The 14,567-nt window shown below is 25.8% G+C and carries 15 protein-coding genes and 1 other annotated feature; of the genes, 7 read left to right on the top strand and 8 right to left on the bottom strand.

The window, feature by feature from the left end; genetic code table 11:
* Positions 1 to 14 precede the first annotated feature (14 nt).
* Positions 15 to 518, bottom strand: a complete 504-nt coding sequence (locus ABCP60_RS11420) for a hypothetical protein (protein ID WP_092924890.1) — start codon at positions 516 to 518, stop codon at positions 15 to 17.
* Between the two features lie 123 nt (positions 519 to 641).
* Here ABCP60_RS11420 and ABCP60_RS11425 point away from each other — a divergent pair, with 123 nt between their 5' ends.
* Both ABCP60_RS11425 and ABCP60_RS11430 read left to right on the top strand, forming a co-directional pair.
* On the top strand, positions 642 to 2,081 hold the full coding sequence (locus ABCP60_RS11425) for a CehA/McbA family metallohydrolase (RefSeq protein WP_343101787.1): 1,440 nt from the start codon (positions 642 to 644) through the stop codon (positions 2,079 to 2,081).
* 101 nt (positions 2,082 to 2,182) lie between these two features.
* The gene (locus ABCP60_RS11430) at positions 2,183 to 2,326 is read left to right on the top strand and encodes a hypothetical protein (RefSeq protein WP_166505742.1); all 144 of its coding nucleotides are present in this window, start codon (positions 2,183 to 2,185) and stop codon (positions 2,324 to 2,326) included.
* 129 nt (positions 2,327 to 2,455) lie between these two features.
* On the opposite strand, the gene ABCP60_RS11435 is transcribed toward ABCP60_RS11430, so the two are convergent.
* Complete coding sequence (locus ABCP60_RS11435) at positions 2,456 to 2,881, bottom strand: DMT family transporter (protein WP_343101788.1); 426 nt, start codon at positions 2,879 to 2,881, stop codon at positions 2,456 to 2,458.
* A gap of 152 nt (positions 2,882 to 3,033) precedes the next feature.
* Here ABCP60_RS11435 and ABCP60_RS11440 point away from each other — a divergent pair, with 152 nt between their 5' ends.
* Positions 3,034 to 3,591 (top strand): DUF308 domain-containing protein, encoded by a 558-nt coding sequence (locus ABCP60_RS11440; protein ID WP_343101789.1) that lies wholly within the window; start codon positions 3,034 to 3,036, stop codon positions 3,589 to 3,591.
* Between the two features lie 74 nt (positions 3,592 to 3,665).
* Here ABCP60_RS11440 and ABCP60_RS11445 read toward each other — a convergent pair whose 3' ends face one another.
* Entirely contained in the window at positions 3,666 to 4,964 is a 1,299-nt protein-coding gene (locus ABCP60_RS11445; RefSeq protein ID WP_092924882.1) for a VanW family protein, read from the bottom strand.
* A 179-nt stretch (positions 4,965 to 5,143) separates the two neighbouring features.
* Between ABCP60_RS11445 and ABCP60_RS11450 the strand changes: the two genes are divergently transcribed.
* Positions 5,144 to 6,085 carry a TIGR01212 family radical SAM protein gene (locus tag ABCP60_RS11450; RefSeq protein ID WP_092924880.1) on the top strand — a complete coding sequence of 314 codons (942 nt, stop codon included), beginning with the start codon at positions 5,144 to 5,146 and terminating at the stop codon, positions 6,083 to 6,085.
* An 81-nt stretch (positions 6,086 to 6,166) separates the two neighbouring features.
* Here the strand turns inward: ABCP60_RS11450 and ABCP60_RS11455 are convergent, their stop codons facing one another.
* Genes ABCP60_RS11455 through ABCP60_RS11470 form a run of 4 tightly spaced genes read right to left on the bottom strand, consistent with a single transcriptional unit; the run spans position 6,167 to position 9,569 of the window.
* Positions 6,167 to 6,727: a DJ-1 family glyoxalase III gene (locus tag ABCP60_RS11455; RefSeq protein ID WP_166505745.1), complete on the bottom strand. Its 561-nt coding sequence runs from the start codon at positions 6,725 to 6,727 to the stop codon at positions 6,167 to 6,169.
* A 16-nt stretch (positions 6,728 to 6,743) separates the two neighbouring features.
* Positions 6,744 to 7,523 (bottom strand): HAD family hydrolase, encoded by a 780-nt coding sequence (locus tag ABCP60_RS11460; protein WP_166505746.1) that lies wholly within the window; start codon positions 7,521 to 7,523, stop codon positions 6,744 to 6,746.
* Between the two features lie 8 nt (positions 7,524 to 7,531).
* Positions 7,532 to 8,770, bottom strand: a complete 1,239-nt coding sequence (locus ABCP60_RS11465) for a competence/damage-inducible protein A (protein ID WP_166505747.1) — start codon at positions 8,768 to 8,770, stop codon at positions 7,532 to 7,534.
* A gap of 34 nt (positions 8,771 to 8,804) precedes the next feature.
* Entirely contained in the window at positions 8,805 to 9,569 is a 765-nt protein-coding gene (locus ABCP60_RS11470; protein ID WP_092924874.1) for a sugar phosphate isomerase/epimerase family protein, read from the bottom strand.
* A gap of 322 nt (positions 9,570 to 9,891) precedes the next feature.
* On the opposite strand from ABCP60_RS11470, the gene ABCP60_RS11475 reads away from it, so the two are divergent.
* The 3 genes from ABCP60_RS11475 (at position 9,892) to ABCP60_RS11485 (ending at position 14,358) form a co-directional block, all read left to right on the top strand.
* Positions 9,892 to 11,802: an ABC-F family ATP-binding cassette domain-containing protein gene (locus tag ABCP60_RS11475; RefSeq protein WP_092924872.1), complete on the top strand. Its 1,911-nt coding sequence runs from the start codon at positions 9,892 to 9,894 to the stop codon at positions 11,800 to 11,802.
* A gap of 94 nt (positions 11,803 to 11,896) precedes the next feature.
* Positions 11,897 to 12,112, top strand: a binding site (T-box leader).
* Between the two features lie 55 nt (positions 12,113 to 12,167).
* Positions 12,168 to 13,538: a YjiH family protein gene (locus ABCP60_RS11480; protein ID WP_240275671.1), complete on the top strand. Its 1,371-nt coding sequence runs from the start codon at positions 12,168 to 12,170 to the stop codon at positions 13,536 to 13,538.
* 184 nt (positions 13,539 to 13,722) lie between these two features.
* Positions 13,723 to 14,358, top strand: a complete 636-nt coding sequence (locus ABCP60_RS11485) for an isochorismatase family cysteine hydrolase (protein ID WP_092924870.1) — start codon at positions 13,723 to 13,725, stop codon at positions 14,356 to 14,358.
* A 69-nt stretch (positions 14,359 to 14,427) separates the two neighbouring features.
* On the opposite strand, the gene ABCP60_RS11490 is transcribed toward ABCP60_RS11485, so the two are convergent.
* A partial coding sequence (locus tag ABCP60_RS11490) for a DUF3867 family protein (protein ID WP_343101790.1) occupies positions 14,428 to 14,567 on the bottom strand: 140 nt, incomplete at its 5' end.

The following is a 14,567-nucleotide window of genomic DNA, read 5'->3' on the forward strand; positions in this document are numbered from 1 at the left end:
CTGTATCCTTTACTTTAAGCATCTATTAGTATATTTTTTCCCCTAAAATTTGCTACCCAATAAGGTTTATAAATACTCTTAACTTCTTTTATATTAATATCTTGAAGGTTAACTTTTTCTATTTCAAGTTTACTTTTTTTATTTTTTAAAAATCCCATTATCTCACATTTAACATTTTCAACCATATACTCTTCCGATATTTTTGATCTTTTTATATAACTCTTATCTACATACTTACTTATTGTACTTGGTATAATATTAACAGACTCTGAGTATCCATTATAGGTATTAACTAACATAGTTATTTTATATGTACTTATTTTGTTTCTAAATATGCCAATACTTCTTTCTTTACTTATTATTTCATAGCTAAGAACTTTAATTTCAACATATTCTAAATGTATATCTTTTATTAATATATTAAATTGTAAAACTCTGCTCATTAAAGGCATCTTTTTTAATATATATTTGAGTATATCTTTTTTATTTGTATTAACTTCCATTGCCTCTATTCTCATACTATCCTCCTATAGTATTTGATATTAATAAATTATATTAATACTACCTATATTTTCATGTATGTATATATAAAAAATACATATGATAAATAACACAATATAAGGTAAAGGAATTGATTATTTATGAGATTAAACCTTCTATTAACAATTTTAATTTTATTTATATCTTTTACATTTTCTATTTTAGGCTTTAATAGAAATATATTACATGTTAATTATTTAAATAATGATTCTGTACATGTTGGTTCTTTTGATAATACTCCTCCTACTATAAAATCTATATCTCCTGGTAAATGTTCTGAATATATAGTGTCAAAACCTACTATAAAAATTAAATACTTTGATGAAAGTAAAATAGATAAATCTTCAATTAGATTACTCGTCAATTATGAAGATGTAACTAATAAAGCCACTATTTCAGATTCTAGTATAACTTATATACCAGATAAAAAATTTAAAAGAGGAAACCAAGTAGTAAATCTTGAAATAAAAGATTTATCTCCAAATAAAAATAAGTCTAATATTGAGTGGTATTTTACAGTTGGAACACCTGTTTATAAGCATTATAGAGGTCTTTTACATTCTCATACTAGTGCAAGCGATGGTCATGGTAGTTATAGTGATGCTTATTATCTAGCTCGTGATAAAGCTAATTTAGATTTTTTCTTCATAACGGAGCATTCTAATATGCTAGATAATAACTCAAAGTGCGATATAAATAATGCTTCTAAAAGTAATAAATGGTCTGAGCTTGTAAAAGTTAGTGATAAATTTACATGTGAAAAAAATTTTTTAGGTCTATATGGATTTGAAATGACCTATCCTTATAATGTAGATAATCCTATAGGACATATTAACATATTTAATTCTAAGGGATTTATAACTGAAAAACATGGTGATATGATGAATTTAGATAATTTTTATAATTATATATATAACCAAGAAAATTTAATAGGTCAATTTAATCATCCTGGTGAAAAATTTGGAGATTTCAATAATTTAGAGTATTCACCTAAAGGAGATGCTATTATCTCATTACTAGAAGTAAGAAATGGATATAATTCTGATGATAGTAAAAATATTAAGTCTTATGATATGTATCAGTTAGCATTAGATAAAGGATGGCATGTCGCGCCTACATGCAATCAAGATAATCATAGAGTTAATTTTGGTATAGCAAATGAATTTAGAACAGTAGTATTATGTAGCGAACTTACTAAAGATGCTTTATACGACGCTTTAAAAAATATGAGGGTATATGCATCTGAAGATAAAAATTTAAAAGTAGATTACACTATAAATAATCTTCCTATGGGAAGTAAAATAACTAAATGTTCAAGACTAAACTTCTATATAAGTGCTGTTGATAATGACAAAAATGATAAGATAAAAGAGATACAAGTTATAAGTAACAAAGGTAAAGTAGTAAAGAGTAAAAATTTCGATTCTAATATAGCTAGATTAGAATTTTCAATGAAGTCTAATAAAAATAGTTTTTATTATGTAAAAATTATTCAAGACAATGAAAAAACATCTGTAACATCACCTATTTGGATTAAGTAAATAACATATATAAAATTTATCCAAAGATGTAAATAAGTCATTAAAATATATACTTTTTATTTGTAAATACTATAATTGAATAAATTTTTATGGAGGTATTTATGAATAATCAATCTTTCAATACAAACTATAAAATAGCAAATGTATCTAGGGATGAAGAAAAAGCAATAAAAAAAATAGAGGAAGAATTAAGAAATATAACTAAAAAAGATTTTGTTATTATAGCTTGGGAAAAAGAACAATAGATATATAATCCCTTATTATTTTAAAGAGTAAATTTATCTAAAAATTAATAAAGCTATAAATATATAATTTTATATACTTATAGCTTTATTATTCTTAATTAAGTTTTTATTTTTAAATTTATATTTAGATTAACTTAATATAAAAAAAGTACCAATAACAAGAAGTATTGCTCCTATGTATTTATAAAGATGTATACTTTCTTTTAAAAGAGTAGCGTCTATAAAAAAACCTATTAGCATCTGGGATAGCACTATAAGTGTTAATGTATTAGATACACCTAAACTTGGAACTGATTTTACTGTAAAATATATAATTAACCCACCAAGTATACCACCTATTAATAGTTTAGGATTTATACTATTTATATTAGCTAAATCCTTAAAATCTCCAGCTAATAATATACTTATTAAAAAAAATAATGCTCCTACTACTAAACTTATAAATGTAGCTATTAATGCAGTTGTATTTTTTCCAAGTTCTCCATTTACAAATGCTTCTATTGCTGTAGAAACGCCTGCTAATATAGCAAATAAAACTGCCCCTAAATTCCCCACTATATCCCTCCTTTAAATGTTCTCTATTTAATCTATGATATAGCTTGTCTATTAATGCTTACTTACAATTTATTTTTCACTATTTAATAAATATCTATTTTTTGTTATAATTACTTTAAATTTATATAAAATAATGTTAGAGGTGACAATCTATGTTTCAAATGTTTAATATAAACTTTAGTAACATGTATAAAAAAGAAAACTCGGTTAAGTTTATGATTATAGGAGTATTACTTATAGGCTTTGCTGTTTTATCTTTTATAAATAAAGGAATCGGAATTAAACTACTTTCTTTTGCTTTTTCTTTATTACTTTTATTTTTTGCATACTTAAATTTAAAGAATATAAATGAACTTAGAAGATATGCTCCTAAAGAGGAAATTAAACCTTTTATTGGTATACAATGTATACTTTTGATTTCTGCCATATTATTGATAGTATTCCCTACTAAAATTCAAATTTTTATCTCCTCAATATTTGGAATATATATAATATATTCTCAAATAATAAACTTAATTAGAAATAAAAATAACCCTTACTATAAATTCGGTACTTTTAATTTAATTAAAGTCATATTTGGATTTATATTAATATTTTCACCATTTTTCTTATCTAGATTTATAGTTTCTATATTATCATTAATATTGATACTTATAGGTTTTAGTATATTATCAGTAGGTAATAAATTAAAAAATATTGACATATTATAAAAATTTAATGTGATTATATTATAAATAAAGTTGATTAAATTTTATAATTAAAAAGAGGAGACATTCTCCTCTTTTTATCTATATACACTAGTATCTATATGTTTTTCATATACTTTTTTCCCTTTCTCATTATATCCATACAAATACGTATTAGCTACTTTTCCACTAGAATATCCTACAGCTTCATACTCTATTCCATCTAAAGCTTTTTCATTTGACCAAAATTCTATAGTTAATAAGTTATTACTTGTTTTAGTATTTATAACTATTGGATATTCTAAAGTATTTTTAAACTTATAATCTATACTCCCTGTAGCTAATGTAGCATCTAATCCTCTTGGCACATAGCTAACTGGCTTTGAATGGTTTCTTCTCTCTGTAGGTAGTATTCCAGACTTTAATTGAGTATTATATAACGTTGATGAAACTTGACATACACCACCACCAATTCCATCTTTTAAATCTCCATTTATTATTACAGGTGCATTTTTATATCCATTTTCTCTATCTATTGGTCCCAAAGCTTTTTCATATGAAAATTCTTCTCCTGGCATAAGTAATAAATCATCTATTTTTTTTGCTGCAACTTCTATATTATCTCCTCTTCCTCCACCTGATGCATATGAAGTTGAGTATGATGATATCTTATGATTAATATTCTTTAAACTATTTATTTTTATTGTAGGCAGTTCATTTATTTCTTTACAGTTTATAACCATGTCCTCTCTGTATATATTTTCATTATTAATGTTATATAAAATATTTTTTACAAGTCTATTTAAATCTAATCTTTTACCAGTTTTACCTTCTTTCAATTTTACAACTTCATTGTCTATAATTACTTTAGGTTCTAGTGGCTTTTTAGAATTTTCTTTATCTATAATATATCCACATCTTACTATCTTATCTTCATTTATATCTATGTTAAACTTATAATTTTTTTCTTTGTTTTTTATTATAGTCATAAATTTTTCTAATATATTTTTATTTTTATTTTCATTAACTATATCTTCATATAATTTATCTGTATTATAATTTGATACAATGTCATTCATACTAAGTACATATGTATTTTTTTTTATTTTTATTTTCACCTCTTTTTCATTTATTTCTTTTTTTAATACCTCTAACTTTTCTCTTAGTTCATTATAATTCATTCCAGATATGTCTTCTTGGTATATACTAACTCCTGGGTAAACTCTTTTGTCATACTTAGCTACAACTATATTTATGCACACACATAATGATATAACAAAAAAAACTATGATTATTATACATTGTTTTTTAGTTATACCATTTATTTTGCTTTTTATAGTATTTAAGCATTCTTTTATTATCTCTTTATATGATTTTTCTTCTTTATTACTACTCATTTTTGCCCCCCTAATACTTTGTTAATAAATATTATTAAAGAGATGTTATTTGTATTCTAAATTTTATGTAACAGTATTGTAATTCTTATTTTTAGACTAGTTATTCTAGTTTGTACATATACTTTTTTTATGGTAATATAGATAGATATAAATTATATTGATTAGAAAAGGTGATAAATTTGACGAAGTTTAAATATGCTTTTGATAATAAAAGATACCATACATGGAATTATTATCTTAGAAATACATTTGGCGAGAAAGTTTTCAAAGTTTCTATAAATGCAGGTTTTACTTGTCCTAATATAGATGGTAAGGTTTCTTATGGTGGATGTACTTATTGTAGTAAAGAAGGTTCTGGAGATTTCGCTGGAAATCCAAAGGATAATCTTATAAAACAGTTTAATGATATAAAAGAAATGATGCATAAAAAATGGCCATCAGCTAAATATATAGGATACTTCCAAGCATATACTAATACTTATGCTCCTTTAGAGGTTTTAAAGGAAAAATATGAAACAATATTAGAGCTTGATGATGTCATAGGTCTTTCTATATCTACAAGACCTGATTGTCTTCCTGATGATGTTGTTGATTATTTAGATGAGTTAAATCAAAAGACTAACCTTTGGGTTGAGTTAGGGCTTCAAACTATTCATGATAAAACATCTAAACTTATAAATAGAGGTCATGATTATGAAGAATTTTTAAAAGGTGTTGAAAAGTTAAAAGCTAGAAATATAAAAGTTGTCGTTCATATAATAAATGGACTTCCTGGAGAAGATTATGATATGATGATGGAAACTGCTAAAGCAGTTGCAAATATGGGTGTTGATGGTATAAAAATACACCTTCTTCATGTAATAAAAGATACGCCTATGGAAAAAATGCTTCAAAATGGCATGCTTAATCTAATGGATAAAGATGAATATATAAAACTTGTATGTGATCAACTAGAAATACTTCCTGATACTATGATAGTTCATAGATTAACAGGTGACGGTAAAAGAGATGAACTTGTCGGGCCTTTATGGAGTTTAAAAAAATGGGAAGTGCTAAATGATATAGATGCAGAACTAAAAAGACGTGACTCTTATCAAGGTATTAAATTTAATAATAAATAAAATTGTAGATATTTATTTACTAAAAAAAGGATATGTAAACTTGCTTTAGCAAGTTTACATATCCTTTTTTTAATATTTTTGTTAAGCATTTTTATTATAAAAATTAACTAACATTTCCTCTCTTATTTCTTTCGCTTTTTCTTCATACCCTAATGCTTTAAGTAGTTCTAAAGAAAACTCAATAGCTGTTGCTGGTCCTCTACTAGTTATTATATTTTCATCTCTTACTACTATTTCTTCTACATAAGATACACTAGATTTATCCTTTATAAATCCTGGATAAGATGTACACTTTCTGTTTTTTAATACTTCAAATTCTTCTAATGTTTCTGGTGCTGCACATATTGCTGCTACTATTTTACCTGATTTATGTAACTTTTGTACAAAATCTTTAACTCTTTCGTCTTTTAAATTTGTAGCACCTGGTAAACCACCTGGAAGCACTATGGCATCATACTCATTAACATTTATATCATCTATACTGCAATCTGATTTTAAAACTATATCATGATTTCCTCTTACGTATTCTTTTTTTATTGAGCACATATCACATACAACATTTGCTCTTCTTAATACATCTACCACTGATATTGCCTCTATTTCTTCAAATCCATCTGCTAACATAACTAATACCTTTTTCATTATTTAATCCTCCTTCTTATTTACAATTTATGTAATTTATTGTTTTTATAGCTTCAGCTACACTATCTACAATATAGTTTGCATGTTCTTTTACGCTATCTCTAGAATTTTTCATTGCAAAACTATATTTTACTCCACTTAGCATATTTATGTCATTAGGAGAATCACCTATAGTAGCTATTTCATCTTCTTTTATTCCTAAAGATTTACATATATACTCTATACCCTTTCTCTTAGATACATTTTTAGGAGTAATATTTAATGTATTTTCTGATGAAAAATATATATCTAATACTTCATTAAACTCTGCTTTTAAGTCTATTTCTATTTTGCTTAGTTCCTCTATATTTTCTGATACTACACCTATATTTCCTATTAGATTATCAAAACTTTTTCTATGGATAAATTCTTTATCAAGGATATAATTATTAGTATACTTACTAAATACATTACATTCTTCGCATAGTATTACAGTTTGATTATACTTAAAATATAATTTTGCATCATTTGACTCAAATCTGGCTATAACTTTTCTAACTATCTCATCATCTATAGTACCCTTAAATACTAATTCTTTATCTTTATTATAAATATAAGATCCATTTTCGCATATATAGTAACCTTTTATTTCAATCTGATTATCTATAATATTTAATGCATGTGGAAATATTCTACCTGTTGCTATGTTAAATACTACATCTTCCTTCTGAACTTTATTTATCTCATAAATATCTCTATCATCTATATGTCCATTATATAAAGTTCCATCTAAATCACAAAATATATACTTTATCATATGTCCTCCTAAGATAGCTCTAATAATTTTAGTCTTAATTCATTGAGTATAGTTTTAGTAGCCCTTAACCTTATCATTTGTCTATCACCATTAAAAATTTGACCTATAGCATATGTTTTACCATTTATATATATACCCATATATACAAGTCCTACCGGTTTTTTTTCACTTCCTCCATCAGGACCTGCAATACCTGTTGTTGATATTCCGATATTAGTATTAAATTTACTTGCTATGCCATAAGCCATCTCTTTTGCTGTCTCTTCACTTACTGCTCCATATTTATCTAAAGTTTCTTTTTTAACACCTAACCTTTCTCTCTTAGCTTCATTTGAGTATGTAACACATCCTTCAACGAAAACTTTAGATATTCCTGGGTAATTTATAAGAGTTGAACTTACCATACCACCAGTACAAGATTCTGCTACTGATATGGTCATATTTTTATCTATTAACATATTAGCTATAACATCTTCTAAATTTATGTCTCCTACTGCATATATGCAATTTCCAAGCCTTTCTTTGATTTTATCTACAAAAGGTTCTATTAAACTACTTGCTTCATTTTTAGTTTTAGCTTTTGCTGTTATTCTAAGACTAACTTCTCCTTCTTTTACATATGGCGCTATTGTTGGATTATTTTGTTCTTTTATGATATCTATCAAATTTTTTTCTACCAAAGACTCTCCCATACCAAGTATTTTTATATTCTTTGACATTAATACACTTTTAGTTTTATCTTGTAGATATGGCTTAACAAACTCCTCAAACATAGGCTTCATTTCCTTAGGCGGTCCTGGAAGTATTATTATAATTTTATTATTATTTTTTAGTATTGCACCTGGTGCTGTACCATTTTTATTCTCTAGTACCATAGCATTTTCTGGGAAATAAGCTTGTTTTTTATTACTATCACTTATCTCTATATTCATCTTTTTAAAATATTTTTCTATATTTTGAAGTGATGGCTTATGAAGTACTGGTGTTTGATTAAAAAATTTACAAGCCACCTCTTTAGTTATATCATCGCTAGTTGGACCAAGTCCTCCTGTAGTTATAACAATATCACTTCTACCTAAACTTTCCTCAAATGATTTTAAAAGTCTTTCTTCATTGTCTCCTACACTACTTTGGTAGTATACATCTACTCCTATACTTGCTAATTCTTTTGCTAAATATTGAGAATTAGTATTTATTATATCCCCAAGAAGTATTTCTGTTCCTACTGTTATTATTTCAGCTTTCATCTTCATCACCCTGACCAGTTTTGTTTTATTAATACTATAATAATCCATTTTTTTTAAGTATTTCTAAAGAATTTATTAGTTCATTTGTATCAACTATTTCTAAAGATATACTTGAATTTTTTAAATTTTTGTTTATGTATTTTATAAGTTCTATTATATTTATATTACCACTTTCTATACTACTGTGGCTATCTTTTGACCCATAATTGTTGTGTATATGAAAGTGTTTAATTCTATCTCCCAATCCTTCTAACCATTCATTAATACTTATATTAGAAAATACATTTACATGACCTATATCTAAGCATACTGAAAAATTTTTATGATTTACATTATCAACTAACTCTTTTATAAAAAGATAATCTTTTTCCATAGTATTTTCTATATGTATGTCTATATTGTCATCTTTATCTGCTAAAAAATCATTCCAAAAAGTTATTGCATTATTAAGCCATTCTTCCTTAGTATATGTATTTGGTGTATATCCATTATGATATACTATTTTTTTAGCACCTAGTTTTTTAGCTATATTATACCCTTCATTTAATCTTTTTTTAGTTACTTTTACTATATCTTTATCTCTGCTTCCTACAGATAAATCTGCATAAGGTCCATGTATTGATATATTAGTTTTTCCATATATATCTTTTATTTCATCTTTATATGTTTTTAAATACATGTCTTTATCATCAAGTATATAAGGACTTGCAAATTGAACAACTTCTAATCCTACATTATATTTTTTAATAATTTTAAGTATCTTTTGTGTTTCATCTAATTGTGATATATATATATCCATCGATTATCCCCCATTTTCTATTTAAAATACCTTAGTATATTTAACACTTATAAGATATAATATAATATAATTATGTTTTTCTCAAATTATATTATATGCATTTTAAGTTTCACTTCTTTATATAGATTATACTCTATTATTTTTACATGTAAAATTAATTTAGTTAAACACTATTTATCCCATCATGTAATTTATATAGATTATTTTTGGTTTTAATGTCTATATTTAATAGTTTATTAAACATGCATAAATATAATCTCTTATATAGATTTATTTAAATAAAAAATCTATTATCAAAATTAATATGAATTTAGGTGATTTTATGAATTTAATGACTTTAGAAAATATATGTAAAAGTTATTCAGAAAAAACATTGCTAGAAAATATATCCTTTGGTATTAACGAAGGAGAAAAAATAGGTATTATAGGTGTCAATGGTACTGGTAAATCTACATTACTCAAAATAATAGCAGGAGTTGAAGTTCCAGATAGTGGTACTGTTACTAAAGCTAATAGAGTTAGAGTTGAATATCTACCTCAAAATCCTGACTACAATGAAGAGTTCACTGTATTACAGCAAGTATTTAAAGGTACATCTAGCGAAATGAAACTCTTATTAGAATATCAAGAAACTCTTGATAAACTTAATAAAACTTACAATGAAGATATAAACAATAAGCTGATATCTCTACAAGAAAAAATAGATACGCTTGGTCTTTGGGATTTAGAAAGTGAAGCTAAGATGATTTTAACAAAGCTTGGCATAACTAATTTTAGTCAAAAGGTAAAAGAGCTATCTGGTGGTCAGAGAAAAAGAATATCACTAGCTTCAGCACTTATAACTCCTTGTGATTTATTAATACTTGATGAACCTACTAACCACTTAGATAACGAAACTATCGATTATTTAGAAGAATATCTAAATTCTAGACGTGGCTCACTAATAATGATAACTCACGATAGATATTTCTTAGATAGAGTTTCTAATAGAATAATTGAATTAGATAAAGGTAGATTATTTAGTTATGATGGTAACTACTCTTTATTCTTAGAAAAAAAGATGGAAAGACTTGCACTTGAAGCTAGTATGGAAGAAAAGCGTCAAAATTTAATGAGAAAGGAACTTGCATGGGTTAGACGTGGTGCTAAAGCTCGTACTACTAAGCAAAAAGCTAGACTTCAACGTTTTGACGACTTAGTTAATCAAGACATTATAAAACCAGATGAGCAAATGGATATATCTGTTGGTTCTACTAGACTTGGTAATAAAATAATAGAAATACACAATATATCTAAGTCTTTTGATGGTAAATGCCTTATAAACAACTTAGACTATACTCTAGCTCGTACTGATAGAATAGGTATTGTTGGTAAAAATGGTATGGGTAAATCAACGTTAATTAATATATTAAATGGTAAATTAAGCCCCGATAGTGGTCATATAGAAGTTGGTGAAACTGTTAAAATTGGATGTTTCTCACAAGATGACTCTCACATGCATCCTGATATGAGAGCTATAGATTATGTTAAAGAAGGAAGTGATTATATAGAAACTTCTGATGGAAGTAAAATATCAGCCTCTCAAATGTGTGAAAGATTTTTATTTAACTCAACACTTCAGTATAGTTTAATAAATAAATTATCTGGTGGAGAAAGACGTAGACTTCATCTACTTAGAACTCTAATGACTGCACCTAACGTACTATTATTAGACGAACCTACGAACGATTTAGATATAGAAACACTAAATAGACTAGAAGATTATTTAGATGAATTTAGAGGTGTTGTTATAACAGTATCTCATGATAGATACTTCTTAGATAGAATATGTAATAAAATATTTGCATATGAAGGTATGGGAAATATTCATATATATACTGGTAACTATAGTGATTATCAGGTTTATAAGGAAGTACAAGGTATAGAATTTGAAGATGAAAAAATTATAAAAGAAAACTCTACTCCTAAGAAAGAAAAACCTAAATCAGCCAAAAAACTTAAGTTCTCATATAACGAACAAAGAGAGTTCGAAACTATAGATTCTGATATAGAAAAATTAGAACAAAAAATCGAACAATTAGAAAGTGATTCTACTAAATATGCAACTGACTTTGTTAAACTTCAAGAAGTTCTTGATGAAAAAGCTAATCTTGAAAAAGAACTAGAATTTAAATATGAGAGATGGGAATATTTAAATAATCTAGCCGAAGAAATAGAAAATAGCAAAAACTAATTGTTAATAAAAATTTTCTAAATATTTTAATTTTACGAAATAAAATTGTTGACATTTAAAATTATTTATTTTAAGATTATAGAAAATAAATAATATAAATTCAATGAAAAAGAGAGTACATTAAATGAATTTTATAGAGAGCCGAGGATGGTGGAAGCTTGGCATTGAAGTTTAATCGAAGAGAGCTTTGGAGAAGATTATCTGAAACTAAGTATGGTAATCGGGATATCTCACCTTACGAGACTTAAGTGAGTAATATATGCGCATATATTATTAATAAGAGTGGTAACGCGGAATTTTCGTCTCTTGGTCTTTTGACCAAGGGACTTTTTTAATATTTAAATTTAATTTAGGAGGTTTGATTTATGCAAGGAAATTTAGTAGGTTCTACATCGAAAAGTAGTTTTTTTAAATTTTTAATACCGTCATTATTTGGTTTATTATTATTTGTTATTCCACTACCTTATGGTAGTATGATTCCTTTAGAAGGATTATCTTCTATAAATATTGGGATAGGATTTATTGCTGAGCTTATAAAAATAGTTTTTGCTGATTATATGTTAAACATAGCCTTAGTTGTTATTATTACTTCTGCTATTTTATCTATATTGAGTAAATTTATAAATATAAAAAATGAGTTTTTAAATAGTGTTTTAAATGTCTCTCCATTTTGGCTATTATGTAGAATACTTGGTGCTATATTTATAACTATGACTTTATTTAATGTAGGTCCTAAAGTTATAATATCTGATGTTACTGGTCAAACAATAATAGGACTTTTACCAAGTCTTCTTGCAATATTTTTAGTATCAGGTTTCTTCTTACCTTTAGTGGTTGACTTTGGCCTTATGGATTTACTTGGAACTTTAATATCTAAATTTATGTATAAATTATTTAAAGTTCCTGGTCGTGCTGCTGTAGATGCTGTTTCTTCTTGGCTAGGAGATGGTACTTTAGGAGTTATGATTACTAGCACTCAGTATAAACAAGGTTATTACACTACTAAAGAAGCTGTTATAATATCTGTTTGTTTCTCTTTAGTGTCACTGCCATTTTCTACAGTTATAGCAGATCAACTTGGGCTTATGTCAATGTTTGTACCATTTTATGGAACAGTTTGTATTGCATCACTAGCTTGTGCACTTATAATGCCTCGTATATATCCATTAAATAAGTTTAGTGATTCTACTTATAACGGAGTGGCTCATTTAAAGGAAGAATTAGTTCCTAGTGGTAAAAATGTTTTTGAATTTGCTTTTGAAAAAGCTTTATATAGAGCAGAAAATGCACCTTCTTTTAATACTATTATAATACAAGGAATAAAAACTGTTATAGACATGTACTTAGGATTACTTCCTTTAGTTATGGCTTGGGGGACATTAGCACTTATAGCTGCAGAGTTTACACCAGTATTTAATATAATATCTTTACCAATAGTTTATGTATTAAACTTATTACAAATACCTGATGCTCATATAGCAGCTCCTGCTGTATTAGTCGGATTTACAGATATGTTTTTACCATCTATTATGGTATCTGGGGATGGAGTTAGCCAAATAACTCAATTTATAATAGGTGCTTTATCTATAAGTCAATTAATATTTTTAACTGAAACTGGAGCTGTAATATTAAAATCAGATATACCATTAAACCTAAAAGATTTATTTATTATCTTCTTAATACGTACAGCTATAGCACTACCAATTATAACTTTAATAGCTAATCTATTATTCTAAATTAGTATCAATTTATATATAAAGTGCATAATATATATTAAGAGGAATGTATTTGACCTTTTAGCAGATAACTAATTCCTCTAAAGAGCTATCTTCAACTTTGAAGATAGCTCTTTTATGTCTTGACACCTGTATTATATATATGTAAAATAACTATAATTAGTTTATATATAAGGGGTGTATTATGGAAAATCTATTAAATGAATTAAAATCTATTAAAAACAATATTGATAACATTAAATCTAAAAATATTAATGATTTAAATCTAAATGAAACTGAGTTATTTATAGTTGACATGAATAATGGATTTGCAAAAGGTGGTTCCCTTTATTCACCTAGGATAAATGCTTTGATAAATCCTATTTATAATTTTACAAAATATTTATCTAATAAAGTGTCTGATATAACTGCCTTTACAGATTGTCATACTACTGATTCTATAGAACTTTTAAGTTATCCTCCTCACTGTATGGTAGATAGTTTTGAAAGTGATATAATAGATGAACTTAAGTCTATAGAAAACATCAAAGTTATTCCGAAAAACTCTACTAATGCCTTTTTCACATTAAAAGATATAAATTTTTCAAATACTAAAAATATAATAGTTGTAGGGGATTGTACAGATATATGTGTATATCAATTTGCAATAACGTTAAAGTCATACTTTAATCAAAATAATATAAGTAAAAATATTATAGTTCCTATTGATTTAGTAGATACATATGATAGCGAAGTTCATCCTGCAAATCTTCTAAACATGGTATTTTTAAATAGTATGCTACAAAATGGAATAGAAGTTGTAAAAACTATAAATTATTAATAAAAAAGTGTATGATTAAGTAAAATTAATCATACACTTTTTTTATTATGAGATGAAGCGAATTTTTTATTAATAATCATACTCTGTACAATTTTCACAAAGTACTACTTTTATTTTATTATTAAATACATTTTTATATCCTAGTAAAAATTCATTTAACTCAGCATCAACTAAATTTATTTTCTTACTACTACATAATGTAACTTTTT

The organism is Romboutsia sp. MSSM.1001216sp_RTP31141st1_G3_RTP31141_220114 (genome assembly GCF_039031195.1).
In the GTDB taxonomy this organism is placed as follows: Bacteria; Bacillota; Clostridia; order Peptostreptococcales; family Peptostreptococcaceae; genus Romboutsia_C; species Romboutsia_C hominis.

Excerpts from the sequence above, each read along its gene's own strand:
- ABCP60_RS11485 (WP_092924870.1), top strand. The coding sequence starts at position 13,723 with ATGGAAAATCTATTAAATGAATTAAAATCTATTAAAAACAATATTGAT.
- ABCP60_RS11420 (WP_092924890.1), bottom strand. The coding sequence starts at position 518 with ATGAGAATAGAGGCAATGGAAGTTAATACAAATAAAAAAGATATACTC.
- ABCP60_RS11475 (WP_092924872.1), top strand. The coding sequence starts at position 9,892 with ATGAATTTAATGACTTTAGAAAATATATGTAAAAGTTATTCAGAAAAA.
- ABCP60_RS11480 (WP_240275671.1), top strand. The coding sequence starts at position 12,168 with ATGCAAGGAAATTTAGTAGGTTCTACATCGAAAAGTAGTTTTTTTAAA.
- ABCP60_RS11425 (WP_343101787.1), top strand. The coding sequence starts at position 642 with ATGAGATTAAACCTTCTATTAACAATTTTAATTTTATTTATATCTTTT.
- ABCP60_RS11470 (WP_092924874.1), bottom strand. The coding sequence starts at position 9,569 with ATGGATATATATATATCACAATTAGATGAAACACAAAAGATACTTAAA.
- ABCP60_RS11455 (WP_166505745.1), bottom strand. The coding sequence starts at position 6,727 with ATGAAAAAGGTATTAGTTATGTTAGCAGATGGATTTGAAGAAATAGAG.
- ABCP60_RS11465 (WP_166505747.1), bottom strand. The coding sequence starts at position 8,770 with ATGAAAGCTGAAATAATAACAGTAGGAACAGAAATACTTCTTGGGGAT.
- ABCP60_RS11445 (WP_092924882.1), bottom strand. The coding sequence starts at position 4,964 with ATGAGTAGTAATAAAGAAGAAAAATCATATAAAGAGATAATAAAAGAA.
- ABCP60_RS11460 (WP_166505746.1), bottom strand. The coding sequence starts at position 7,523 with ATGATAAAGTATATATTTTGTGATTTAGATGGAACTTTATATAATGGA.
- ABCP60_RS11440 (WP_343101789.1), top strand. The coding sequence starts at position 3,034 with ATGTTTCAAATGTTTAATATAAACTTTAGTAACATGTATAAAAAAGAA.
- ABCP60_RS11430 (WP_166505742.1), top strand. The coding sequence starts at position 2,183 with ATGAATAATCAATCTTTCAATACAAACTATAAAATAGCAAATGTATCT.